Source organism: Nannocystis sp. RBIL2 (genome assembly GCF_026626745.1).
Lineage (GTDB): Bacteria > Myxococcota_A > Polyangia > Nannocystales > Nannocystaceae > Nannocystis.
The window spans coordinates 4,166,960-4,191,871 of record NZ_JAPNJW010000001.1 but is presented as its reverse complement, the minus strand read 5'-3'; the positions used below and the strand labels follow the sequence as shown (position 1 = coordinate 4,191,871).

Genomic DNA, 24,912 nt, shown 5'->3' with positions numbered 1-24,912 from the left:
CGTGGCCCCGCGGGCCGCGTCTCGCGCCGGGCGCGTCGCCGGCAGCAGCACCCGCAGGTCGGGGGACGCACCACCGCGGCCCGGGTGACCGCGACGCACTACGCACATTGACCGGCGGCGCCGCGAACGTACGCGTCGGCGATGCTGGAGACCCCTTCGCCGGGCGCCACGACGTGCTTCGGCGTGCTGCGGCGACCCTTGAAGGGCGCGCGCCGCAGGCCCGACACGCCGCGGCGAGTCCGCGCCTTGCCGGGCTGAAATGCACGCATTGCGAGGCGCGTGGGCTGCGGCCCGAGGCCTTCGTCGGGCGATCTCGAGGCGAGCCCCGGACGCCGCACGGACGAGGCCGGTGCTCGGGGCTCGTCACGAACGCCGCGAGACGGTCCGGACGGCGCGCGGGACGAGATCGCGCATCGATGCGCCGCCCCGGGCCCCCATGCTGTCGCGGATCGCGTGGGTTATAAACGAACGCGGCGGAGGACTGCGTGAACGCGGCGACGAACCCGATCCTGGCGTCGGTCCAGGAGCTCCTGGCCGGCCTCGACGACGAGACGTACCGCAACGTGGAGCTCAGCGTCCGCGACCACGCGGTCCACGGGCTGGGCGCGGAGATCAGCGTCGAGACCGAGCTGCACCTGATCCTGCTGTCGAAGTACATGGCCGCGGCCGACGGGGTCAGCGGCGCCGAGGTCACCGGCCTCAAGCGATTGATGGATCGCCACGGCCTGCCCGAAGTGGCGCAGCGCCACTTGCTCGAGTTCGACGTGTCGACCGTCCGCCCCGAGCACGTGGCCGAGGTGGTCCAGCCGCACAGCTCGCTGGCGCTGTACATCCTGTCGGGCGGGACCCTGCTGGCCGCGCTCGACGGATTGTCGGGCGCCGAGCGCTCGCGCGTGCGGGCCGTCGGCGAGCAGCTCGGGCTGTCGGCGGAGCTGATCGAGGTGGTGCTGGCCGAGGCGTGCCTGACCGCGGCGGCGCTGCTCAAGGGCGACGAGGCGATGATCGGCCTGATCCGCCCGTTGCGCCACGCGATCTTCCGCCTGATCTGACGGACGGCCTGCGCTGCGTGTTCGTCGGCTCGCGCGGGTGAGGGGCCGCGTGTGCACATGTCTTTAAAGGCATGTATGCGGGGCATGAATCTCCCGCGGCCCTGCCGCCATTGAATGGTGGGTACGGCCGAGCGTTTCACGATTCGTAGGTCATTGACAAGAAAATTTTTCAAACTATTTAAAAATACGTGCTCGACATCGCCGTCATCGACGATCCGGCGGCGGCCACCGTCGCCCTCGACCCGGTGCGGGGCCGGCTCCTGGCCGAGCTCGCGGCCGAGCCTGCCTCTGCGGCCAACCTCGCGGCGCGGCTCGGTTTGCCGAGGCAGAAGGTGAACTACCACCTGCGCGCGCTGGAGGCTCACGACCTCGTGCGGGAGACCGAGCAGCGGCGCTGGGGCGGCCTCACCGAGCGCCTGTTCGTCGCCACGGCCGGCTCGTACGTCGTCTCGCCCGCCGCGCTCGGGCCGGTGGCCGCCGATCCGGGGCGCACCCGCGATCGCCTGTCCGCGGGCTATTTGATCGCGCTCGCGGCCCGCGTCGTGCGCGAGGTCGGGGCGCTGTGGCGCCGGGCCGTCGACGCCGACCGGCGGCTGGCGACCCTCTCGATCGACACCGAGGTCCGCTTCGCCTCGGCGAGCGAGCGCGCCGCCTTCACCAAAGATCTCACTCTGGCGATCACGACATTGGTCGCCCGCTATCACGACACCTCGGCGCCCGGCGGCCGCGACTATCGCCTGCTGGTGATGGCGCACCCCCGGCCCGCCGACGCAGCACGAAAGGATCGCCATGACAGTCAAGAATGACGCCGAGAAGCGATGGGTCGAGCTCGATGTGGTCTTCCCCGGGACGCCGGAGCAGCTGTGGCACGCGATGGCCACCGGGCCGGGCATCAGCGCGTGGTTCACGTCCACCACGGTCGACGGGCAGGAGGGCGGCGCGATCGCGTTCGACTTCGGCGGCGGCGCGGTCTCGCGGGGCACGATCACCGCGTGGCAACCGCCGGCGCGCCTCGCCTACGAGGAGCGCGAGTGGAAGGGCGATGCGCCGCCGGTGGCCACGGAGATCACCATCCGCGCCCGCTCGGGCGACACCTGCGTGGTCCGCATGGTCCACAGCCTGTTCACCACCGAAGACACCTGGGACGACGAGCTCGAGGGCTTCGAGGCGGGCTGGCCGGGCTTCTTCGAGGTCCTGCGGGCGTACCTGCAGCACTTCGCGGGACAGAAGGCCGCGGCGTTCCGCGCCTCGGGAGTGGTGGTCGCGGGGACGCATCACGACGCGTGGCGCGAGGTGAGCCTGGCGCTCGGGCTGTCGGGGCCCAACGTCGGCGAGCAGCGCACGACGCCGGTCGACGCGCCGACGCTCACGGGGACGGTCGAGCGGGTGCAGCAGGGCGCGAAGACCTGCGAGGTGATGCTGCGCCTCGACCACCCCGCGCCGGGCATCGCCGAGGTCGGGACGTACTCGTGGGGCGGCAAGGCCCGCACCGCTGTCAGCGTCTATTTTTACGGGGACGGTGCGAGCGAGGCCGCCGCGGAGGCCGAGCCGCAGTGGCGCGCGTGGATGGCGAAGCGCTTCCCCGAGAGCGAGGCCGAGTCGCCGCAGGCGTGAGCGGCGGCGCTGGCGAGGCGCTCATTGCTCGGGCGCCGCGGGCCTCTGGCTGACCCGAGCGCCATGCTCGGCCATCAGCCGAGCGACCCACGCCTGATGGCCGTGGCTGTGCAGTTCGGCGACATCGGCTCGATCGAGCGGGGCGAGACGACCGCCGCGCCCGAGCCGCAGCGCGCACTCGAGAACCACCGCCCGGGTCTCCGCGCGGTGGACCCGAGAAAGGCCGCCCCTGGTGTCTTGGAGGCGCTCGGCCGCCGCGAGCGCCTCTTCCCACCGGCCGCCGCGGCACAGCCTCAGGGCGTCGATGATGCCGGCTTCGTGCTGCATGTCGTGCCAGATGGAGCGCTGCAGGACGGCGGCGTCCTCGGCGGCGGCGTCGAGCTCGAGCAGCTCCACGCGGGCGCGCCCACGCAGGACCCGCAGCCGAGAGTCGCAACCCTGATCCGGGAAGTCGGCGAGCGCGCGCGTGGTCACGTCCGCCAGCTCCTGCCAGCGCGCCTGGGAGCAGAGCAGCTCCCCCAGCAGCTGCGCGGCCTCCTGCGAGCTGGCCAGCGCGGCCCGGCAGCTCCGCTCCGCGAGCTCGTGGAGCCCGCGCCGGAGGGCGATCTTCGCCCGGGTGACGAGCGCCACGGTGTGGTCCGGCTGCTCGCCGAGCATGCCGTCGACGACCTGCAGCGCGTCCTCGTCGCGGTCGTGCAGGGCGAGGAGCTCCGCGTGCAGGCCGCGAGCGTCCAGCGGATCTTCGCCGGCGGCGAGCCCGAACACCAGCCCGATGAAAGCGCCGCCGAGCCCCGGGCGTCCCGGCCGATCGCCCACGAGGACCTCGAACGGGAGCGAGCACCCCGCGTGCTGGATCTCCCAGCGGCGAAACGCCGCGCACTCGTCGGCGTAACGCTCGTGCAAGTACGGCACGACGCAGGACTCGACCAGCTCGCGCTCCCGCGTCTCCGCGTAGGCCTCGGCCTTCTCGCCGGGATCCATGCGCCAGCGATCGCCGCGGACGCGGAACATGTGATCGTAGTGGTGCGACAACTCGTGCACCAGCACGGCGAGCGTGCGGAGCTTGAGGTAGATGCCGAACGGCCCGGGGGCGCCCGGCTCGTGGACGAATGCGTGGAGCCGAATGCTGGCATCCGAGTGGATGTACAGGCCCGCGGGGGCCGGGCCATACACGCCCGGCAGGACCTTGATTCCGGGCCGCCCCGTCCACGGATCCACGGGCTGTTTGTCCGTCCGGCGCGGCTCGTCGCCGATACACAGGTGAATCGGCCCGAGCCCGTCCAGCGACCCAAACGGCATGCGCCGCAGGATCTCCCGGACGTCCGCCTCGGTCGCGGCGTGGTGGACGTAGGGCCCGCCGTCCTCGAGCAGCACCGGCGTCGTGTCGGGATCGACGAGCGGGGGCGGGGGACGCCTGTCACGCCTGCGCTGCTGCCGGGCTCGATCCTTGATCCATCGCTGCCGCCGGATGTTCTCGCGCACCTTGTTCGCCAGCTTCGAGCGGGCGCGGGCGTCGATGTCGTCGCGGGCGAGGATCCGTCGGAGCACGCCGTGGGTGTCGTGGATGCTGCGAGACACGAAGGCGCATTGTAAGCGACTCGAGCGGGGACGGTGGTGATGCGGCGAGTGAGCGCGACCCGAGGCGCGCAGCCGACGGGTGCTCTCGTCCCCGGTGCGCATCCTCGTCGCGCCGGGGCGGTGGTCGGGTTCGGCCCGGTGCGAGCCCGGGTGATCGCGCTGCGCTCAGAACAGGGTGTAGACGAACGGCGCCACGTAGGCGAGGCCGCCGGTGAGCCACAGCAGCACGCCGGCGAGCAGCAGGACGATGAGCAGCGGCGCGAGGACGAAGCGCGCGGGGTGGAGGAAGTGGAGGACGAGGCCGCCGATCGTGCGCAGTCGAGCGGCGAGGCGGCGCAGCAGGCCGGGGCGCGGCGGACGAACCACGGGGGCGGTCATGCGGTCCTCGCAATCGTGAGCGGCGCGGTCATGGGGTCCTCTCGATCAGGAGATCCTCGACGACGAGGGCGTCGACGCCGTGGCGCAGCCAGAAGGCCAGGGCATCCTCGGCGCCGGCGACGATCGGCTCGCCGGCGCCGTTGAGCGAGGTGTTGAGGACCACTGGGTCGTGGCCGAGAGCGGCCAGCTCGGTCAGCACCGCGTGCAGCTCGGGCGCGCGCGCGGCCTCGACGGTCTGCAGGCGGGCCGTGCCGTCGCGGTGGGTGACCGCGCCGAGGCGACCGCGGGCCGCGTCGCGCACGCGCGCGGTGGTGGTCATGAACGGGGTCATGTCGTCGGGCTCGGCGGTGAAAAAGTCACCTGTCCGTTCGGACAGGACGGCGGGGGCGAACGGGCGGAACGGCTCGCGCTCCTTGATCAGCCGGTTCATGCGCTCGCGGGTGGCGGGGTCGCGCGGGCAGGCGAGCAGCGAGCGCTGGCCGAGGGCGCGCGGGCCCCATTCGAAGCGGCCGCGGGCGTGGGCGACGATCTTGCCGGCGGCGACGAGGCGGGCGACGTCGGCGGCGGGGTCGTCGACGCGGCGGACGGGGAGGCCGAGCTCGCCGGCGACCTCGTGGGCCCGGGCGGCGTCGACGGGGAGGCCGAGAGCGGCGCTGCGCAGCGGGCCGGGGCGCGGATCGCCGCGGTCCTTCGCGGCCAGCAGGGCGGCCCCCAGCGCGCCGCCGGCGTCGCCCGCAGCCGGCTGGACGAACACGCGAGAGAAGCCGGCCTCGGCCTGCAGGCGGGCGTTGGCGAGGGCGTTGAGGGCGACGCCGCCGGCCAGGCACAGGTGGTCGGCGCCGGTCAGGGCGCGGGCCTTACGGGCGAGCGCGAGCAAGATGTCCTCGAGGACAGCTTGCAAGGTCGCGGCGACGTCGGCGTAGTGGCGGTCCTCTGCGCGCTCGAAGTCCCACGGACGCCCGGGCGGGCGGCGCGGGCCGAGCAGGCGCTCGAGCGCGGGGCCGAAGCCGAGGTCGGCGTCGCTCATGTGGGCGAAGCAGGCCAGGTCGAGCTCGTAGGCGCCGTCGCCGGTGAGGCGGACGATCTTGTCGAACTGCTGGCGCAGGCGCGGCTGGCCCCACGCGGCCAGGCCCATGACCTTGTACTCGCCCTCGTTGACTGCGAAGCCGAGGAAGGCGGTGAGGCCGGCGTAGAGGAGGCCGAGAGAGTGGGGGAAGTCGACGCTGGCGAGCAGCCGCAGGTCGTCGCCGCGGCCGTCCCAGATCGTGGTGGCGTGGGCCTCGCCGACGCCGTCGACGACGAGCACTGCGGCGTGCTCGTAGGGCGAGACCAGCAGGGCGCTGGCGGCGTGGCTGCGGTGGTGGTCGAAGCGGACCACGCGGTCGCGGGCGACACCTAGCCCTTCGGACAGGTGATCGAGGACCCAGATCTTGCTGCCGAGCTGGCCGGCGAGGGCGCGCGGGAAGGCCCGCCAGGTCCGCGGCAGGTGGCGCAGCAGGTGGACGAGGACGCGCTCGAGCTTGGCGAACGGTTCTTCGTAAAAAGCGACCGCGTCGAGGTCGCCGGGCTGCAGGCCGGCGTGCTGCAGGCAGGCGAAGGCGGCCGCCAGCGGCAGGCCGGGGTCGTTCTTGATCCGCGACAGCCGCTCCTCCTGGATCGCCGCGACCACCTCGCCGTCGACCACCAGCGCGGCGGCGGCGTCGTGGTAGTGGGCGGAGATGCCGAGGACGCGGGCCATGACGCGATCACTTCGGCGCGGGCAAGGCCTCGGCGGGCGCCTCGGCGCGCAGGCCGGGGCGGATCGGCCGGACCAGGCGCACGAGCAGGGCCAGCGGCGCGGCGAGGACGTAGAGCGCGAGCGTGAGGGCGAGATACACCCGCTCGGCGACGAACCGCCCGGCCCGCATCCAGCGGCGCCCGAGCTCCCAGCGGGCCACGCGGCGCAGCGCCCGGCGGGCCTCGACCTCGCCCGCGAGCGCGAACAGCAGCTCGCGGGTGTACTGCCCGTGCCGCCGCTCGTCGACCAGGATCGTCTCAAAGAGCACCGCGTCCTGATCGCGCGCCTGTCCCTTGAACCAGGTGACGTAGGCCTCGAACTGCCGCCGCGCCCGCTCCTCGCCGAAGTGGACGAAGGCGAGGAAGTCGCGCTCGCCGAGCAGCTCGAACAGCCGCTCGGAGTCGGCCCGCAGCGGCGGAAGCACGAACGGCCGCCCCGCCTCGCCGGCCAGCTTCGCCGCCCGCTTGGCGAACATCTGCGCGTGCCGGGCCTCGTCGTCGGCGTGGCGCAGATAGGCGGCCGCCCGCGCCGGCGAAGGCGTGCGCGCCGCCGCCAGCCGCAGGTCGAGCATGCTGCCCTGCTCGGCCAGCGCGAAGGCATAAAGCTTGCGCGCGCTGCGAGCCGGCCCGCGCCAGGCCAACGGGCTGAGCAGCCGCGCGAGCGCGCCGGTGACGTCGCGGCTCATCGGTGCCTCCTCGCGGCTGCCGGCTGGGGGCGCCGAGCCGATGATATGTCCCCGCAGGAGCGCCGAAGTCCGAGCCTCACAAGCACACGCCTCCGCCGTGCCAGGGCATGCAGCGTTGCCCGCCCTCGCACGGGTGATTCTCGTCGCAGGGCGTCCGGCAGCGGTTGCTCGCGAATGCCAGCACCTGCCCCTCGGGACACGTCGGCGCGAACAGCGGATCGTTCTGCACGCAGGCCAGGCGGGCCGCGCAGTCCTTGTCCTCGGCGTACTTCAGGGTGCACCCTGCGATCAGCGCCGGGTCGCCCCATAGATCGCTGCACACGCTCTTGCAGTCGGAGACGTCCTGCTCGTACTCGTCGAACAGCTTGCCCGGCGCGCACAGCTGCTCCTTGCGGGTCTGCGCATGGCAGGCGCACAGGCCCGCGATCGCTGCCTCCGCGGCCGCGTCGGCCGGCGGCATCGTCAGCTCCGCCTTGACGAATTCGCCGGCGAACTTCGGCTTGCCGTCCTCGCCCGTGGGCCAGCGGATCTGCAGGTCATGGACCTCCTTCTTCCAGTAGAAGCGGGCGGTCAGCGGCTCGCCGACGGTCAGCGGCGTCACCAGCGACAGGCTGTCCGTGGTCCGCATCGCCATCGTCGCCGGGGTCGCGCCCTCGCTGACCACCACCCCGCCGAAGCCCTCCCCGGCGGCGCGGCGGCGGCACTGCACGCGCAGCCACTCGCGCTCGATCTGGGTCGAGCAGCCGAGCGCGGTCGAGCCCACCACCTTGACCTCCGGCGCCGTGGTCCACTCCGTGGCCGTCGGCACGAACGAGCGCCCCGGCGGCAGGCCCGGCTGTGGCCCCTCCAGCGGCACCGCCAGCGGCGTCTCCAGGCGGTCGGCCAGCGCAGTCGCGAACGCCGCGTGGCCTTTCGCGGTCATGTGGATGTCGTGGTCGAGGAAGGCCCCGGGCTGGGCCGAGCGCAGCGCCGCCGTGACCTCGACCGCGCGCAGGCCGAGCGCGGTGGCGTCGGCGACCAGATCATCGAGCAGGATCAGCGAGTCCTGCATGTCGGGCGCGTCGCTCACGTCGTATTTGGCCCACTCGCCGGGGTCGACCTGCACGTCGATCGGCAGGGCGACGACCACCAGCTCCGCGCCGTACTCGTCGCACATCGCCTTGAACTGCTGCAGGTAGTCGTGGAAGCGCGACGGCGGGCGGCCCGCGGGCGGCACGCCGGCGGCGATCTCCTTGCGCAGGCGCTGCTGCTCGGCGACCAGGTCGGCCTCGGCCTTGACCAGGTCCTTGAGCTCGCTCTTGCCGGCCTTCTCTTCCTTCTTGAGCTGCGCCGCGAGGTGGTCGTTGCGCAGCTTCGCGGCCTGGCGGATGAGGCTCGCGGTGACTTGCAGCGAGCGGCTCGACTCGCCGTAGTCCTCGCGGACGATGTCGCCGGGCTTGCCGCGGGCGACCTCGAGCTGGAAGTTGCCGACCTTCCCGTCCTCGCTGGCGGCGGCGAGCTTGCGGTCGATGGTCACGCGCTGGTCGGCGATCTGCTTGTCGACCGCGTCGAGGCGGGCGCGCGAGCCGGTGAGCGCGGTGACTGCGGTCTGGTGCTCGGCGTCGGCGGCGGCGCGGGCCGAGCGGCTGGCGAGGACGAGGTCGTCGAGGCCGCCCTCGGAGGGCGTGCCGGCGTCGACGGGGCTGCCGAGCTCGGAGTCCTCGGGGATCTCCACGGTCCCGCGCGCGTGCAGCCAGCGGCGCAGCGTGTAGAACGCGTGCGACTTGGAGAACAGCCACTTGCGGCCCGGGAACTGCGTGACCTGTGTCGGCGCGGTCTCGCTGCGCACCGCCCAGCCGTCCCATACCGCGTGGCGCTCGTGGTTGGGGCGATCGATCTCGAACGGATCGTTCACGAAGTTGAGGACCACCACCACGGTCTTCGAGCGGCGCTCGGCCAGCAGCTCGCGCGCGACCGCGAGGTACTCCATCGGCCCGTAGGTCGGCACGCCCGCGTTGATGACCGGGCGGCCGCTGAGCTGGGCCAGCTGGGCCGAGAACGTGCGGTCGTCGTCGACCCCGAGGCCGAACACCTGCGAGTCGCCGACCACGATCACCTCGTCGCCGCCGGGCGCCGGCCACTCGTCGCCGCGGTAGCCGCGGCTGTTGACGTGGATCGTCGACGACGGGTTCGGCTTCAGCTGGAACTCCATCGTCGCGCCCGGCTCGAGGCGGACGCCGAGCTCGGGGTCGGCGACGTAGAAGTTGACGTGGGGGAACGCGCCGCCGTTGCGCACCGAGAAGGCGACCTCGGTCAGCGCGAGGCCGAGGCCGAGGCCGAACAGCAGCTGGAAGGTGATCGACAGGGCCCGCAGCCCGCGGCGGCGCGGCGTGGGGCTGGGGGGTTCGGCTTGCTGGGCCATCGTCGCCTCGCTCGGCCCGCGGAGTACGGGCGGTCACGGTGAGGGTATTCCGGATCGCCGGCGAAGGGGTAATCCCGCCGCAAAACGCGCGGAAACGGCCACCCGGCGCGCGCGGACGCCCGAGCCCGCCGGTTCGGTCCGCCGGCTGGCGCGGCCCGGCTCGCCGCGCGCGAGTCGAGATGTCCAAGAAGACATGTTCATCAGGACATGGCGAAAGGGGAATGTCCTCCAAGGCATGTGGGAAAGATCCGCAGGTGAGGGTGATGCGGATCAGGTGCGACACCGAGGCGCGTCGACGTGATGAATCGCGGCGGCGGTCACGCGACGCGAGAGGGATCGCAAGCTCGCGCTGCAGCGCGCCGCCAAAACGTCACGTGGCTGCGCGGGGGTGACGTGCTAACCCTCGCCGCATGCAGCGTTCTTGGCATGTACATAGAAGTTTCACGGCCCTCGCGCTCGGCGGGGCGTTGATGTTCGGTTGCGGCGACGATGGCGGCGCGACCGAGGGGGCGACCACGAGCACTTCGACGACCGAGGGGGCGACGACGGACGGCCCGACGACGACTGCGACGACGACGACGACGGGGACGACCGAGCCGACCACCGGCGCGCCGACGAGCGGCGAGACGAGCGACAGCACGACCGGGTCGGAGACTGATTCGCGGGTGGCCGACTGTCTGCGGATCAACGCCTGCGAGGCCGACGGCGGCACGCCGATGGGGCTGCAGGCCTGCCTGGCGCACGCGCTCGACCTGCCGTGGAAGTGGGCGTCGACCGGTTCGATGCTGCTGTCGATCGAGGCGATGAATTGCAAGCTGGCCGCGCCCGACTGCGAGACGGTGCGGGCCTGCACGCCGCCCGCCGAGGCGCACGCGGGCGCCTGCATGGAGAAGCCGGGCGAGAGCTTGTGCGTCGGCGACGAGTGGGTCCTGTGCGACTTCGAGGGCGGGCCGATCGCGGCGATGGACTGCGCGGCGGCGGGGCAGCAGTGCGGGACCCAGATCTGGGCCGGCTGCGGGCTCGAGACGTGCGAGTACGGGGTGACCGAGTCGACGTGCGACCCGGACGACCCGGGCGTGCTGATCGAGTGCAACCCGGACGGGTTCCTCGAGCGGGTCGACTGCCGCACCCAGAACAACTTCGTGTTCATCAACGGCATGGACGGCGAGAAGCGCTTCACGATCGCCGGCGAGACCTGCGGCTTCGACCCGATGCGCAACGCGAACGCGTGCATCGGCACCGGCGAGCCGTGCGACTTCTTCTCGCAGGAGTGCGACGGCGACGTGCTCGAGACGTGCGCCGGCGGCAAGCTGAGCCGCCGCGACTGCTCGATGGTCGAGCCGCTCGGCCAGGGCTGCGGCTACTTGCAGTCGGGGCCGTTCGCCGGCGGGGCCTCGTGCGGCCTCGTCAACACGCAGTGCGCGCTCGATGCCCCCGAGAGCTGCGACGGCGCGACGATCTCGTTCTGCGACTGGGACCAGCAGGGCACGATCGACTGCGTGGCCGAGGGCTACTCCGGCTGCGCGACGGCGGACTACGCCGGCCGCACGGTCGCCTACTGCACCCCGTGATGCAGGTCCCGCGCGGGCGGCGTCGGCCCGCGCGGGTGACCTGGCGCTCGCAGCGACCGGGGGCCGCAGGGCCGGCGCGGCCGCGTCGAGGCATCGACGGCGTGCCCGGCAGCGGCGCGACCTCGTGCTCGACGGGCCCCGGGGCCGACGAGCGCGAGGGGGCCTCGGCACCCGGTTCACCGGCGCTTCGGAGTAGAGCTTCCGCGCGCAAGACCACGGTTCCGGCGGGGACCGGAGTCACTGTCAGATGTCCCTCGGGACATGTACCGGGCCGGGGCGACGGCGAATGCTCCAGGACCAGCCGAGGCCTCGCCGGAGGCGCCGGGCGCGCTTGCGAGGGGCCAGGGCGCTTGGTAGAAGCGCCGCCGATGTCCCCCGCGTCCCTGTCTCGTCCCCTCGTCGGTTTGGTCTCGTCCGTGCTCCTGCTCGTCGGCTGCGGCGACAACAAGGACCCGCTCGACACGATCGGCAACATCACTGTGTCGGCCGGCCCGACCAGCAACCCGAGCGGCAACCCGAGCGGCAACCCGAGCGGCGGCGACCCCACCGGCGACCCGACCGAGGGCGGCACGGAGAGCGCGAGCGCGACCGAGACCGGCGGCCCGACGGAGGGCACCACCAGCAGCGGCGGGCAGTACGGCGACTGTCCGCAGTACATCCTGTGCATGGTGGCGATCAACCCGGACTCGGCGTCCGAGGTCGAGATGGCCTACGGGCCCGAGGGCACCTGCTGGACGACGCCCGAGCTGACCGAGGAGTGCCTGGCGGCCTGTACCTCGGCGCTCGCCAACTTCGGGGCGCTGTTCCCCGACGAGCCGGCGTGCCTGGGCGGCGGGTCGACGTCGACCACCGACGTCAGCACCACCGGGCCGCTGACCACCACCGAGTGGCCGGGCACCTCCGACCCGAGCACGACCTTCGACACGACCGAGTCGGAGACCTCCGGCGGGGAGCACGGCAACTGCGGCTGGGACGCCGGCAACATGTACTACGGCTGCGGCGGCGCCGGCCCCGACCCGGAGGGCCTGAACCCGATCGACTGCCCGCCCGACGTCGCGGTCGGCGACGCCTGCAGCCCGGAGACGCCGGTCAACGGCATCGGCTGCTGCATGCCGAACGGTGACAACTACTATTGCGGTCGGGACAACCTGGTCTACATGGACTCCTGCGGCTGAGCAGGCGAGCGAGCGGGCACCTCGGCCAGGAGCGCCGCTGCTCGTGGGGGCTCGCCAGGGCCGAGGTCCCGAGGGGGACAGACGTCCAGCTCATGGGACATGCCCCCTGGGACAGGTTCTTCGGGACATGTCATTCAAGACATGTCCGAGCAGACATTGATAGGAGACGAGCGATGCCCGGCTGCCGCACGCCTGCCGGTCGCTCGCTCGTTCGCGCTCAGGCGGCCAGGCCGGCGGCGTCGCGCAGGCGGCGGGCGAACAGCTGGGCCATGCGGGCGGCGTGGTCGGGCCCCGGCCAGCCGAGCTCGCGCGGGGTGGCCGCGGCGGCGCGGCGCGAGTTGGCGGGCAGGTCGAGCAGCGCGCGGGCCTGCAGCGCGGCGACGGCGGTCTGCTGCGCGGGCGTCAGGCGGTCCCACAGCCAGGCGTGGAGGTCCCAGGCGAGCTGGCCGTGGCGCAGCTCGTCGGCGGCGATGCGCGTGAACAGGACGCGCAGCTCGAGCGAGCGGGCGTGGGCGGCCTGGTGGGCGGCGACGACCGCGGCGAACGCCTCGGACACGCAGCCCTCGACGGCGTTGTGGCAGGCGACGGCGAACAGGTCGTCGACGGGCGGGTCGGCGCGCGGGAGCGGGACCTCGGCGCCGTCGCGGCGAGCCAGCGCCTCGAGGGCGTTCGCGTGGCGGACCTCGTCGGCGGCGGCGTCGCGGCAGCGGGCGGCCAGGCCGGCGGGGGCGCCGCGGCCGGTCAGCCACTCTGCCAGCTCGCGGAACGCTGTCACTGCGGCGCGCTCGAGGTGGGCATGGACCGCGAACCAGTCGGCCCGCGACTGGACGGCGATGTCGGCCTCCTGGTGGCCCTGCGGCCGGCGGCCGGTGCAGAACTGGTGCAGCGTATACGTGGCCGTGCAGGTGACTGTGATTTGTTCGACGCCCTCGGCCCACGGGCGCTCGGGAGCGTCCGCGGGGCCGACCGCGTCGCACGTCTCGACGTCGTCGAGCTCCTCGCCGGCGACGACCCGGCAGGCGGCCTCGCAGCGGTCGGCGTCGCTCTTGCCGTCCTCGCGCGCGTTCTTGAGGTCCGGGCCCTTCACGACGCCCTCGAACTTCCCGGTCTCTTTGGAGTCGGCATCGGGGCAGCCGCAGCCGGCCGCTTCGAGGGCGAGCACGGCGGTGGCGATGGCGCTGAGACGGACGTGAGGACGACGAGCTATGATCATGACGAACCTATCATCCGGACGATAGCGGAACCCAACGCCGCGAATGTGCGGCGGTCCACTACTTGAGCCGGACGATCGGGATCGTCAAGCGCGGGCGCCCTGTAATCGGCTTACGCCCGCATTCCTGGAGCCTCGTGGCCGCTCTGGGCCACGTACTCGCTGTAACCCCCGCCGTACACCCGCGGCTCGCCGGCGCCGAGCTCCAGGACCCGGTTCGACAGCGCGGCCAGGAAGCGGCGGTCGTGCGAGACGAACACGATCGTGCCCTCGAAGCTGGACAGCGCGCCGACGAGCATGTCCTTGGTCGCCATGTCGAGATGGTTGGTCGGCTCGTCGAGCACCAGCAGGTTCGGCGGATCGTAGAGCATGCGCGCCAGGACGACGCGGGCCTTCTCGCCGCCGGAGAGGATCCGGACCGGCTTGTCGGCGTCCTCGCCGGAGAAGCCGAAGGCGCCCGCCAGCGCCTTGAGCTGGCCGATCGAGGCCAGCGGGAAGGCGGCCATCAGCGAGTCGATGACCGTACCTGTCCCTTCGAGCAGGTCCATGGCGTGCTGGGCGAAGTAGCCCAGCTTGACCGCGGCGCCGATCGTGACATCACCGCGGTCGGGCTGGGTCTGGCCGGCGATCAGCTTGAGCAGGGTCGACTTGCCGGCCCCGTTCTCGCCCATGATGCACCACCGCTCCTTGCGGCGGATCATCAGGTCGAAGCCGGCGTAGATGATCTTCTTGCCGTAGGCCTTGTGGACCCCGCTGATCTTGACGACGTCGTTGCCGCTGCGCGGGGCGACGCGGAAGTCGAACGACAGGACCTTTCGCCGCCGCGGGGGCTCGAGCTTCTCGATCTTGTCGAGCTTCTTGACCCGCGACTGCACCTGCGCGGCCCGCCCGGCCTGGGCCTTGAACCGCTCGATGAAGCGGATCTCCTTGGCCAGCATGGCCTGCTGGCGCTCGTACTGGGCCTGCTGCTGGGCCTCGCCGAGGGCCCGCTGCTGCTCGTAGAAGTCGAAGTTGCCGCCGTAGGTGGTGAGCTCGCCGCCGTCGATCTCGAGGATCTTGGTGACGATCCGGTTGAGGAACTCGCGGTCGTGGCTGGTCATGACCAGCGCGCCCTGGAAGTCCTTCAAGTATCCCTCGAGCCACAGGATCGACTCGAGGTCGAGGTGGTTGGTCGGCTCGTCGAGCAGCAGCACGTCGGGGCGCATGAGCAAGATCCGCGCGAGCGCGACGCGCATCTTCCACCCGCCCGAGAGCTTGCCGACGTCGCCGTCCATCATGTCCTGGTCGAAGCCGAGGCCGGCGAGGATCTCGCGCGCGCGGGAGTCGAGGCCGTAGCCGCCGAGCTCCTCGAAGCGGGCCTGGACCTCGCCGAAGCGGGTGACGAGGGCGTCGAGCTCGTCCATGCGCGCGGGGTCGGCGAGCGCCAGCTCGAGCGCGGCCAGCTCGGCGGCGACCGCCGCGACCGGGCCGGCGCCGTCCATGGTCTCGGCGACGACGCTGCGCCCGGCCATCTCGCCGACGTCCTGGCTGAAGTAGCCGAGCGAGATGTTCTTCTCGACCCGCACCTGGCCCTCGTCGGGGCTCTCGGTCTGCATGACCATGCGAAAGATGGTGGTCTTGCCGGCGCCGTTGGGCCCGACCAGCCCGACCTTCTCGCCGCGGAACACTGTGGCGGAGGCCTCGACGAACAGCAGCTGGCTGCCGTGCTGCTTGGAGATGGCGTCGATGTGGATCACGGGCGCGGAGACTACATGAGCCGCGGCGAGGAGGCCTCGCGCGGGCCGTGCGGTGATGCACGGCGTGAACGGCGCGAGACCGCGAGGGCGGCGGAGATGGCGAATTCGCGGCCCTGGAGCCTGTCCGCGGGCGACTTCCACGGCGCGGTCAGGTGTACATCTCGACCTCCTCGAGGGTGGCCCGCAGAGCCGCGAGCTCCTCGGGGCTGGCCCCGAGCCTGGCGGCCATGTCGAGCTCCGGCGCGAGCCGGTCGGCGCCGGGGTCGCGGTTGTAGTAGGCGCTCAGGATCTTTTCGGGCGAGCCGAACGGGCCGGCGGAGTCGTGCGCGCGCGTGACGGCGCGGGCGTGGGCGTCGCGGTAGCTGTGCCGCACCTCGGCCGGGACGCGCGGGTCGGCCAGCGCCTGCCGCAAGGCGTCGACCTCGGTGCACAGCCGCAGCAGCAGCTCGACGACGGCCTGGTGACCGGCGTCGATCCGCATGGGGGCGACGAGGTCGCGGAAACAGCTGAAGGAGGTGCGGTCGGACATGCAAACCAGGATGCGGCCGCGGCGGGGGGACGTCGAGAGGGGAGCAGCGAGAGCGAAGAGCGGGGGCGGCGGAGGCGGAGGCGGACGATGCCTGGCCGAAAGGACATGCGGCACGGGCGACGCGGGCGAGCGAATGCGACGCCTGGCTGAAGAGACATGCGGTGCGCGAGGGTCGGCATGTCCGAAGAGACATGTCCGCCGCGTGCGCCTGCCGGGCCTCAGCGCTGGGCTTCGAAGCGGGCGATCACGCGGGCGAGCTCGTCGCGCAGGCACTCGATGCACTCGAAGCGCATGAAGCCGACGCGACAGTCGCCGGGCGGGGTGGCGGCGATCCGCTGCAGGCCAGGCAAGGCGCGGGTGTCGCCGGACTCGCGGAGCTTGTCGAGGATCGGCCGCTTGTCCTCGCAGTCGGTGACCTGCTCGAACCAGGCGAGGTTGCGCAGGTACTCGGGGATGGCAGGCTTGTCCTCGGGCGGGGCGAGGGCGATCGCAGTGCCGGCGCGCTCGCGGGCGCGGGCGTCGTCGCTGGTCAGCAGGGTCCGCGCGTGCTCGGCGTAGAGCTCCGGGACCTCGGCGACGAGCTCGGCGATGGCGCTGCGACCGGTGTGCCGCGGCCGCGGGTCGTCGGCCGCGGCGATGTCGTTGGCCGGCGCGTCCGCGGGGCCCGCAACGGGCTCGCTCGCGGAGCTGTCCTTTCGGCCAGACAGGGCGACCGCGACGACGATGGTGATCACGACCAGCACGAGACCGACGAGCCCGCCGATCCAGACGACCCGAGGGATCGCGGTGGCGCTGCCGGCCGGCTCGGAGCGAGTGTCGGCGCGGCTCGAGGCGGCCGCGAGGGTGGGGCCGGAGATCGACGTGGCCGGGTGCGCGGTCGAGGCGGCGGGCGTGTCGGTCGGAGGTCGAACGATCGGGTGAGAGGCCGATCCTGCAGCGGCATTGGAAGCGTGATCGGTAGGTCGCGCGTCGGCGGGTCCGGAGGCGGTCGGCGCGGAGGCGGAGCCGGGCATGACCACGGAGAGCCGGGCGAACGGGACCGCGGCCACGACCTCGGCGACGGATGGGGTCTTTTCGGGAGCCGGGCCGGGCCGCGCGACGGAGCCGGGAGCCGCGGCAGCGCCGGGACGCGCGGGTGAGCCGGGGCGGGCGGCGGAGCGGGGGACGGAAGCAGCGGGGGCCGCGGGAGTCGCGGGAGCGACTTGCGAGACGGAAGCAGCGGGAGCCGTCGGAGTGACTTGCGAGAGGGAAGCCGCGGGAGCGGACGCGGCTACAGGAGCCGCGGGCGTGGGCGCTGCAGCAGCGCTCGCGCTGTTGCTCGCGGTGGCATTGTTCGAAGTTGCGGCAGGGGCAGGCAGCGCAGCGGGGCCGGCGGCGGCGAGGATGAGGTGGACCTCGGCGCTGAGGGCCAGCTTGCGCAGCTCGTCACGTACTGCGACGGCCGTCGCCGGTCGCTCCTCGGGCTTGCGCGCGAGCAGCTGGGCGACGAGGTTCGCCAGCGGCTGCGGGACCTCGAGGCGGGTCGCGCCGCGCAGGTGCGGGGCTGGCTGGGACAGCTGCGCTGCGAACAGGTCGGTGAGCGACTCGGCGTCCCACAGGTAGCGGCCGGTGCAGGCCTCCCACAGGATGACGCCGAGCGCGTAGAGGTCGGCGCGGACGTCGACCTTCTCGCCGACGGCCTGCTCGGGCGCCATGTACCCGGGCGTGCCGACGACCGCGCCCATGCGGGTGATCGGCAGGCTGATATCGGCGATCGTGCCGGTGCCCTCGCCGCCGGAGACGCGGGCGATGCCGAAGTCGAGGACGCGCGCGTGGAACTCGTCGCCCTCGCGCGGCTCGAGCAGGATGTTGTCGGGCTTGAGGTCGCGATGGATGATGCCGAGGCCGTGCGCGGCCGCGAGGGCGTCGGCGATCTGCGCGCCGAGCTTGCACGCCTGCTGCCACGTCAGCGGGCCCTGCTCGATCCGCTTCGTCAGGCTGTGGCCGCGCACCAGCTGGATCACCAGGTAGGCGCCGCCCTCGGGCAAATGGCCGTAGTCGATCGCGCTGACGACGTGCGGGTGATCGAGCCGCGCGGTCGCCAGGGCCTCGCGGGTGAACCTCGCCTCGGCTTGGCTGTTCGCGGCGAACTGGGCCCGGATCGTCTTGAGGGCGACGTGCTTGTGCAGCTTGAGGTGCTCGGCGACGTATACGGCCCCCATGCCGCCCTCGCCGAGCAGCTCGACGATCCGGTAGCGACCGTCGATGATCCGACCGATCCACCGGACCGGCCGGTCCTCGCGCGGCGGCAGGGTGTCTGGGTGCGTCTTCGAGATGCCCCGACACTACACCGGGCGCGGTCGCGATTGGCTGCCGTCTGCAGACGTGCCATCCTCGGGGAATGCAGCGAACCTGGCTTATTGGGGTGGTGATGCTCGCCTGCGAGCAGAAGGCCGGCGATCCGCAGGGGGAGACCGAGACGGCGGCGTCGACCGCGACCGACGCGACCGGCGCGCCAGACCCGACCGGCGGTTCAGGTACGGACGGTCAGTCGAGCACGAGCGACTCGTCGGGCGCGCCGGAGCCGACGACGGGCGGCACGACGTCGACGTCGAGCGGGTCCGAGCCGACGACGACCGGCGTCGACAGCTCCGAACCGCCCGGCGACCCGGCGCAGGTATGCCAGCGCTTCTGCGACCGCTTGACGGCCTGCGAGCTCGACGGCCTGTTCGACGGCTGCCCGTGCGCGCCGGAGCAGGTCGAGGGCGTGCAGTGTCTGCAGCGCTGGGGGCTGACCGCCGAGTGCTTCGAGATCGACAATTGCGAGTCGCTGGCGTCGTGGATGTCGCCGTGCTGGAACGACTTCTACGCGACCCAGGACTGGTGCCTGTACGGCGACGACGGCTGCGAGGTGTTCGGCGAGGTCGGCGAGCACGTGCCGGAGGGCGGCTGCGCCTACACTGACCACTGCGTCGAGAAGCCGAGCCGGCGCGTGGTCTGCGACGCGAACACGTGCACCTGCGAGGTCGACGGCGTGGCGACCGCGACGTGCCCGGAGAACGGGCTCTGCCGCGGCGCGATCACGCCGGACGAGCACATCGACGCCTGCTGCGGCCGCTGAGCGGGTTGCGAGGTCGCGCGGGGTCCCGTAGCTTTGCGGCATGCTGAGCCGTCGCGCGCTGCTCGGGGTCGCCAGCGGGCTGATGGTCGGCTGTCGCAAAGGACAGGTCGATGCCGCCGACGGGCCGCGCCGGGCCGCGGCGGCAGCACCGATTGCGACGCCCGCGGCGCCGATGGCGACGACCGCGGCGACGCCGACGACCTCGACGGAGGAGACGACCATGCTGACGCGCGCTCACCCTCGCACGCACGAGGCCCTGCCGGTGATCGGCATGGGCACCTGGCAGACCTTCGACGTCGGGCGCGACGCGGGCGAGCGGGCGCCGCTGCGCGAGGTGCTGGCGCAGTTCGCCGCCGCGGGCGGGCGAGTGATCGACAGCTCGCCGATGTACGGCCGGGCCGAGGCGGTCGCGGGCGACCTGGTCGCCGAGACAGGTGCGCCGGCGCAGCCGTTCTGGGCGACGAAGGTGTGGACGCGCGGCCGAGCGGAGGGCGCGGCGCAGATCGATCAATCCATGCGCCTGCTGCGGGCGGAGCGGCTGGACCTGCTGCAGGTCCACAACCTGCTCGACTTCGACACCCACATCGCCACGCTCCGGCGCCTGCGCGACGCGGGGCGGGTGCGCTACCTGGGGATCACGCACTACACCCATTCGGGGCTCGACGAGCTCGAGCGGGTGCTCCGGCGCGAACCGCTGGACTTCGTGCAGCTGCCCTACTCGGCAGCGACGCGCGCGGCCGAGCAACGGCTGCTGCCGACCGCGGCCGAGCTCGGGGTGGCGGTGCTGGTGATGCGCCCGTTCGACGGCGGTTCGCTGTTCGAGCGCGTGAAGGGTCAGCCGCTGCCGGCGTGGGCGGCCGACCTCGATTGCACGAGCTTCGGTCAGCTCTTTTTAAAGTTTATCCTCGGGCACCCTGCGGTGCATTGCCCGCTGCCGGCCACGAGCTCGCCGAAGCACATGGCCGACAACGTGCGCGCCGGCTTCGGCCGCCTGCCCGACGCGGCGGAGCGCGAGAAGATCGCGGCGCTGGTGGCAGGGTGAGCGGCGTTTCGTAGTGGCCGACACCGAGCTGCTGAAGCCGTTCAAGGCCGGGCGCGGCAAGGACAGCTACGACATCGTCTGAGCGGCGGACTCGGCGAAGTTCCATGCGCGCGGCAGCTCGGCGTCGCAGGCGGCGCAGAAGAACCAGTCGTCCTTGACGAGGTTGATCTGGGCGCAGGCGGGGCAGCGACGGAACACGAAGGCGCGGGTGAAGGTTGTCGGCGCGGCGAGGCCGGCGGCGGTCAGGGCGGCGGCCACGGCCGGCCAGCAGTCGGGGTCGGGGCAATAACCTGTCGATTGATTGCTGACCTCGCGGACGACGACGCGCCGATCGGCGGCGCGAGCGATGCTGATCTCGCCGGCCGCGAGCACGGCCTGGCCTCCCGCACAGTCGATGTGCTCGGAGCGGCGCGCGGCGAGGCGCAGGCGGCCCTGGAGGTCGACGACGTAGGTGGCGCACTCGCCGGCGGCCTCCGGGTGGGCGGAGAGCCAGCGCTCGAGATCGTCGCCGCTGGCGATCACCACCCCGGGCTCGCCGCGCTCGCGGTCGCGGATCGCCGGCGGGCCGACGTAGGCGTAGCGGGTCAGCGCGGGGCCGTCGGACATGGCGCGCGGTGTCTCAATAGAAGGACATGATTGTTCGGGCATGTTCGAGAAGACATGTCGAAGCGGTCATGTCACGGGGTCGCGGGCGCTGAACACGCGGAGGCGCGACTCGGGCGGCAGCTCGGCGAGCGGGTCGTCGTCTTCGATCGTTACGCCGTCGGGCCCGGTGGCGCGGACGATCTTGGTGCGGAACACCCCGCTGGCGAGGCCGAGCAAGCTGGCGAGGTGGCGCTTTTTTAAAAAGACGCGATCGAGGCGGTCGCCCCACTGCAGCTCCAGCGGGAGCTCGGGGTAGTGGGAGGCGGCGAGCTTGCCGGTCAGCTCGAAGCGGGCGCCGCGGTCGGCCAGGGCGAGGGCGACCCGGGCGATGTTGTGACAGTCGTCGATGCCGCGGTGGTGGGTGCCCTGCAGCTCGAGGCCGAGCGCCTGCAGCATGGCCGGCATGCCGGTGGTCTTGGCCTTCTTCAGGACGTCGAGGAAGATCTTCTTGATGTTGATCCACCGGCGGTAGGCGCGCGGCAGGCTGCCGATCGAGATGCCCGCGGCGGCGCACTGGACCGGCAGCATGGTCTGCAGGTCCCAGTCGCCGCAGGTGACGAGGGCGAACCGCTCGCGGCCTTTGCTGTCGAAGAGGCCATGTCCTTCGAGCCAGGTACGGTGGGCGGCCAGGACGTCGGCGAACACCGGGGCGCCGTCGACGTCCTGCTGGCGAATGGTGGTGAGCTCGGTGCAGAAGGCGCTGAGGGTCGGGTGATGCACCGGGCGGACGAAGGTGCTGAAGCTGTCGACGACCTCGAGATCGCGCAGCGAGACCAGCACTGAGGGGAACTCGATCACCTCCTGCGGGCTCGGCGGGTTGCTCGAGTCACAGGTGGCCTCGAAGTCGAGCACGACGACGCGGTCGAACGCGGCGGGCATGGCGGGCGGCGATGGTGGCACAGGTCGCGCGCGCTGACGAGGCGGGCGGCGTCGGTCCCTCGCCTGCCCCAGGGGCAGCTGCCCCTGGGGCAGCCGCTCCGCCGCTGTCGGCGGCCGAGCGGGCGAGCGGGGCATTTTCGTCGCCGGCGGGCGCGGGCGAGTGCCCCTGCGGCAGCGTCCTTGGCCGCTCGCGGCGGGATCTCCACGGGTGCGCGCAAGTCCCTGAAATGGATGCATTTCGTTCGAGCGTGCCTGGCGTCCCCGTGTTTGCAGAGCGACGGGCACGAACCGCGGACGAGAGCGCCCGGTCGCGCGTCGATCCGCGACGAATCACAGCAGCAACCCGAGAGGTATCCCCGTCATGCAAACATCCATCGATTACCGCACGATCCTGTTTTCCTTCGCCGCGCTGGCGGCTCCGATCGCGCTGAGCTCGGCGTGTGACAGCGGCTCCGACGACGGCGAGGCCCAGGCCCAGCCGGCGCCGGAGCTCGAGCAGCCGGCGGAAGAGGCGAAGCTCCCGCCGATCCGCGACGGCGAGGCGCGCTTGGGCGAGGGGGTCACCAAGGTCGCCCAGGTCGACGTGCAGGGCACCCGGCTCATGTTCCTGAGCCTGGACTTGCCGGGCATGGAGAAGCCCTCGCTCGAGCTGCTCGAGGCCGGCACCCTCGGATCGGTCAGCATCGGCATCGAGCCGGCGTTCGCGACCGGTTCGATGCTCGACCTGTTCCTCGCGGTCACCGAGCCGGAGGTGGCCGTCCCGGAGGCGCTGCTCGGCGAGCCGAACCACGCCCTCGGCGAGCGCGGGTGGTTCCTCAAGAACCTCGCCGAGAGCAAGTACGTGCTGCCCCGCGTGAACCTCTGCAACGACTCGGAGTTCATCGACGCCGTCCACGACTATCTGCCGGCCATCGACGGCGACGAAAACTTCATCTTCGGCATGGAGGTTGGCGAGAGCGGCGGGTGGATCGCGCCGCAGAACGATCCGATCGACTTCGGCATCGCCTGCTCGGGCTACTGCCCCGACCAGTATCACGCGTACATGTACAACTCGTACGACTGGCCGTCCGAGCCCGACAACGTCGACGCCGCCAAGTCCGGGATCGTGATCTGCACTCTGGGCGACCACCCGGACATCACGACCTCTCCCAGCAATCAGACGTACTATCACGTGGGCCCGGACATCCAGTTCTGGCACCGGGCCGAGAACAACGCCTCGGTGAGCCTGCTGTTCAGCGAGGACATCTCCGAGGCGGCGTGGTACCGCCTCGGCAAGGTCGGGAACTCGGTCGACTACAAGAACTTCGACCGCAAGATCAAGATCGTGAACGCCGTGGAGGGCGACATCTACGACATCGGCCACGTGTGGGAGGATCACGGCTGGTGATGCTCCGCTCGCAGCACCCGTGAATGACGCGTTGCTGTGGACCGCGCCCGGGCGGCGCGGTTCACAGCATGTATTCGTCGGTCATCAGGCAGAACATCGGGTCGCCGGGTTGACCGATCTGCGGCAGCAGGCGGCACTCGTAGCCCTCGCGCGGGCAATCGCTGTCGTCGGTACATTCGACGGCGCAGGCCTCGAAGTAGCCGGAGGCGCCGATGCACAGGGCATCGGGGGCGCAGGCGGGGTCGTCGGCCTCGTAGAAGGTCATGGCGTCGGGCAGGGTGCACTCCTTGGTGCAGTAGCCGCCCGGCAGCGAATAGAGCATCAGGATGTCGGTGAGGCACACGCCCTTGTCGCCGAGGATCGCCGAGCACTCGTCGTCGGACTGACAGGCGTGGCCCCATTCGCCCATCAGGCCCGGGTCCGGCTCGCCGGTGGTGCCTGTGGTGCCGGTGGCCTCGCTGGTGGAGGTCGCAGTCGCTGGTTCGCCGGTGGTCGCGGGCTCGCCGGTGGTGGTGGTCGTGTCGACTGCGCCGGTGGTGGTGGTGGTCGTGTCGACCGTGGTGGTGCCAATGGTGGCACCCGGACCGGTCGGCAGGGTCGGCTCGGTGGTGGTGCTGGTGGTGCCGCCCGTGGTGGTGGTCTCGGCGGTGGTGTCGCCCTGCTTGTAGACGGGCGGACAGCCGGTCAGCATGATTGCGAGCAGGGACAGGCGGCGCGACGAGCGGGCGAGCGGCGACATGGTCCTTCCATTTTACCGCGCGGCGCGGCCGGCCCTCAAGCAGCCGCGAGGCCGGTTCACGCGGGGTCGGGCGGGTCGCGGCGCGTATTCGAGGTGTCGGGCGGCGGCGGCATGCGGCCGGCAGCGCGCAGGCTGCTGACTTTCTTGAGCACGTCGAACCAGAACGGGGCGCCGAGCGAGGCGGCGAGGCCGGTCAGCAGCAGGCCGAGGACCTTGTTGACCCACCACCACCCGTTCTGCTGCGGCGGGTTGTCCTCCCAGCCGACGGGGATGCCCAACTGATTGATGGTACTGATGTCGGTCTGCAACTGCCGCAAGGCGCCGGCGGTGGCCGACGGCGCGGTCTCGGCGGCGGGGGTCGGCAGGGGCGTTTTGGCGTCGGTGGACGGCGGGGCGGCCGGGGTGAGGTGCGCGGGCGGGGTCTCCTGCTTGACGGCCTCGGTGGCCTGGGCGATGAGCGAGGCGCGGAGCACCGGGTCGTTGGCCAGGGAGCGGGTGATCCGGATGGCGTCGAGGTTGAGGGCGGCGACGAAGAAGACCGCGAGCAAAGTGCTCCACAGCTGGGCGCGCCGGCGGTAGACCTCGCTGACGCGGCCCATGCCGGCGTTGAACCAGGCCTCGACGTCGTGCTGCAGGACGGTGAGCTTGTTGACCGCGGTCCGCGTGTCGAGCTCGACGTGATTGACGAAGGTGAGCAGGGTGTCGGTGACGCGATTGCCGAGCTCGCCGCGCTTCGACTCGATCTGCGCCCGCATCTCGGCGAGGTTGCCTGCCACCAATTGGCCGGTGCCGTCGGCCGGCCGCAAGGCGATGTCGAGCAGCGCCATGGCGAACATCCGCGGCGGGATGTACGAGGGAGCCTTGCTGTCGCCGCCGGTGGCGGCGTCGCGGTGGAGGCCGCGCAGCAGCGGGTGCTGGTAGAGGGCGCGGGTGATGTCGGGCTGGCCGGCCCGGCCCTCGCCGTCGTCCCTGCCGACGAGCAGGCGCAGGCCGGCGGCGAGGTCCTTGGCGCGCCACTTGAAGATCGAGGCCAGCAGCTCGTTGCCCGCGGTGATGGCCAGGCTGGTGGCGAGGAACACGAAGATCAGTCCGATGGCGATGTCCAGGACGACGGAATCAAACACGGCGGCCTCCTGCAGGCGGGGCTGAACAGACAGGCTGCCAGGAAGGACGACGCGACGGAAGCTGGCGGGCGCGGGCGCGGGCGCGCGGGGCGGAACGGTGTGTATATTAAGATGGTCGGGCGGATCCGCGCGAGGTGACGAAATCGCTACAGGGGTGGCGGGTGCTCGCGCGCGGCGAAGAGGCGCGAAGACGCGGCGGGTGGGTTCGCGCGCCGACGGGCCGGGCCGCGTGCGCCGGCGAGCCACGGGATCGAGCATGGATCCGGCGCGGCTCGGCGCGAGAGGACGAGGTG

Annotated in this window: 21 protein-coding genes; 8 read left to right on the top strand and 13 right to left on the bottom strand. The window is 72.1% G+C overall.

Annotated features, from left to right (window positions below):
• Positions 1-485: 485 nt before the first annotated feature.
• The 3 genes from OV090_RS16355 to OV090_RS16345 all read left to right on the top strand — a co-directional run bounded on the left by OV090_RS16355 (position 486) and on the right by OV090_RS16345 (position 2,663).
• A complete protein-coding gene (locus OV090_RS16355; protein ID WP_267704601.1) occupies positions 486-1,049 on the top strand; it encodes a hypothetical protein in 564 nt (187 codons plus the stop codon).
• A gap of 188 nt (positions 1,050-1,237) precedes the next feature.
• Positions 1,238-1,855, top strand: a complete 618-nt coding sequence (locus OV090_RS16350; RefSeq protein WP_267704600.1) for a helix-turn-helix domain-containing protein — start codon at positions 1,238-1,240, stop codon at positions 1,853-1,855.
• Complete coding sequence (locus OV090_RS16345; protein WP_267704599.1) at positions 1,839-2,663, top strand: SRPBCC domain-containing protein; 825 nt, start codon at positions 1,839-1,841, stop codon at positions 2,661-2,663. The genes OV090_RS16350 and OV090_RS16345 overlap by 17 nt, the downstream gene beginning before the upstream one ends.
• Before the next feature lie 21 nt (positions 2,664-2,684).
• On the opposite strand, the gene OV090_RS16340 is transcribed toward OV090_RS16345, so the two are convergent.
• The 5 genes from OV090_RS16340 to OV090_RS16320 all read right to left on the bottom strand — a co-directional run bounded on the left by OV090_RS16340 (position 2,685) and on the right by OV090_RS16320 (position 9,482).
• Complete coding sequence (locus OV090_RS16340) at positions 2,685-4,241, bottom strand: hypothetical protein (protein ID WP_267704598.1); 1,557 nt, start codon at positions 4,239-4,241, stop codon at positions 2,685-2,687.
• A 165-nt stretch (positions 4,242-4,406) separates the two neighbouring features.
• Complete coding sequence (locus OV090_RS16335; RefSeq protein WP_267704597.1) at positions 4,407-4,619, bottom strand: DUF5989 family protein; 213 nt, start codon at positions 4,617-4,619, stop codon at positions 4,407-4,409.
• Positions 4,620-4,647: 28 nt separating this feature from the next.
• Positions 4,648-6,357 (bottom strand): carbamoyltransferase N-terminal domain-containing protein, encoded by a 1,710-nt coding sequence (locus OV090_RS16330; RefSeq protein WP_267704596.1) that lies wholly within the window; start codon positions 6,355-6,357, stop codon positions 4,648-4,650.
• Positions 6,358-6,364: 7 nt separating this feature from the next.
• On the bottom strand, positions 6,365-7,081 hold the full coding sequence (locus OV090_RS16325; RefSeq protein WP_267704595.1) for a ferritin-like domain-containing protein: 717 nt from the start codon (positions 7,079-7,081) through the stop codon (positions 6,365-6,367).
• Between the two features lie 76 nt (positions 7,082-7,157).
• The gene (locus tag OV090_RS16320) at positions 7,158-9,482 is read right to left on the bottom strand and encodes a hypothetical protein (RefSeq protein WP_267704594.1); all 2,325 of its coding nucleotides are present in this window, start codon (positions 9,480-9,482) and stop codon (positions 7,158-7,160) included.
• A gap of 410 nt (positions 9,483-9,892) precedes the next feature.
• Between OV090_RS16320 and OV090_RS16315 the strand changes: the two genes are divergently transcribed.
• Together OV090_RS16315 and OV090_RS16310 are read left to right on the top strand one after the other, a co-directional pair.
• Entirely contained in the window at positions 9,893-11,053 is a 1,161-nt protein-coding gene (locus OV090_RS16315) for a hypothetical protein (protein WP_267704593.1), read from the top strand.
• Between the two features lie 368 nt (positions 11,054-11,421).
• Complete coding sequence (locus tag OV090_RS16310) at positions 11,422-12,228, top strand: hypothetical protein (protein ID WP_267704592.1); 807 nt, start codon at positions 11,422-11,424, stop codon at positions 12,226-12,228.
• A gap of 217 nt (positions 12,229-12,445) precedes the next feature.
• Here the strand turns inward: OV090_RS16310 and OV090_RS16305 are convergent, their stop codons facing one another.
• From OV090_RS16305 to OV090_RS16290, 4 genes are all read right to left on the bottom strand, one after another.
• Positions 12,446-13,441: a hypothetical protein gene (locus tag OV090_RS16305; RefSeq protein ID WP_267704591.1), complete on the bottom strand. Its 996-nt coding sequence runs from the start codon at positions 13,439-13,441 to the stop codon at positions 12,446-12,448.
• Positions 13,442-13,551: 110 nt separating this feature from the next.
• The gene (locus OV090_RS16300) at positions 13,552-15,174 is read right to left on the bottom strand and encodes an ABC-F family ATP-binding cassette domain-containing protein (protein ID WP_267704590.1); all 1,623 of its coding nucleotides are present in this window, start codon (positions 15,172-15,174) and stop codon (positions 13,552-13,554) included.
• Positions 15,175-15,322: 148 nt separating this feature from the next.
• Positions 15,323-15,703 carry a hypothetical protein gene (locus tag OV090_RS16295; RefSeq protein WP_267704589.1) on the bottom strand — a complete coding sequence of 127 codons (381 nt, stop codon included), beginning with the start codon at positions 15,701-15,703 and terminating at the stop codon, positions 15,323-15,325.
• 218 nt (positions 15,704-15,921) lie between these two features.
• Positions 15,922-17,931, bottom strand: a complete 2,010-nt coding sequence (locus OV090_RS16290) for a serine/threonine-protein kinase (protein ID WP_267707122.1) — start codon at positions 17,929-17,931, stop codon at positions 15,922-15,924.
• Positions 17,932-18,083: 152 nt separating this feature from the next.
• Between OV090_RS16290 and OV090_RS16285 the strand changes: the two genes are divergently transcribed.
• Both OV090_RS16285 and OV090_RS16280 read left to right on the top strand, forming a co-directional pair.
• Positions 18,084-18,803 carry a hypothetical protein gene (locus OV090_RS16285; protein ID WP_267704588.1) on the top strand — a complete coding sequence of 240 codons (720 nt, stop codon included), beginning with the start codon at positions 18,084-18,086 and terminating at the stop codon, positions 18,801-18,803.
• Between the two features lie 40 nt (positions 18,804-18,843).
• On the top strand, positions 18,844-19,845 hold the full coding sequence (locus OV090_RS16280) for an aldo/keto reductase (RefSeq protein ID WP_267704587.1): 1,002 nt from the start codon (positions 18,844-18,846) through the stop codon (positions 19,843-19,845).
• A 66-nt stretch (positions 19,846-19,911) separates the two neighbouring features.
• On the opposite strand, the gene OV090_RS16275 is transcribed toward OV090_RS16280, so the two are convergent.
• Positions 19,912-20,451: a hypothetical protein gene (locus OV090_RS16275; RefSeq protein ID WP_267704586.1), complete on the bottom strand. Its 540-nt coding sequence runs from the start codon at positions 20,449-20,451 to the stop codon at positions 19,912-19,914.
• A 66-nt stretch (positions 20,452-20,517) separates the two neighbouring features.
• Positions 20,518-21,369, bottom strand: coding sequence for a 3'-5' exonuclease (locus OV090_RS16270; protein ID WP_267704585.1), 852 nt, complete (start codon positions 21,367-21,369; stop codon positions 20,518-20,520).
• 361 nt (positions 21,370-21,730) lie between these two features.
• On the opposite strand from OV090_RS16270, the gene OV090_RS16265 reads away from it, so the two are divergent.
• Positions 21,731-22,756 (top strand): hypothetical protein, encoded by a 1,026-nt coding sequence (locus OV090_RS16265; protein WP_267704584.1) that lies wholly within the window; start codon positions 21,731-21,733, stop codon positions 22,754-22,756.
• A 61-nt stretch (positions 22,757-22,817) separates the two neighbouring features.
• Here the strand turns inward: OV090_RS16265 and OV090_RS16260 are convergent, their stop codons facing one another.
• Both OV090_RS16260 and OV090_RS16255 read right to left on the bottom strand, forming a co-directional pair.
• A complete protein-coding gene (locus OV090_RS16260) occupies positions 22,818-23,495 on the bottom strand; it encodes a hypothetical protein (RefSeq protein ID WP_267704583.1) in 678 nt (225 codons plus the stop codon).
• A 56-nt stretch (positions 23,496-23,551) separates the two neighbouring features.
• On the bottom strand, positions 23,552-24,619 hold the full coding sequence (locus tag OV090_RS16255) for a hypothetical protein (protein ID WP_267704582.1): 1,068 nt from the start codon (positions 24,617-24,619) through the stop codon (positions 23,552-23,554).
• Between the last annotated feature and the right edge of the window lie 293 nt (positions 24,620-24,912).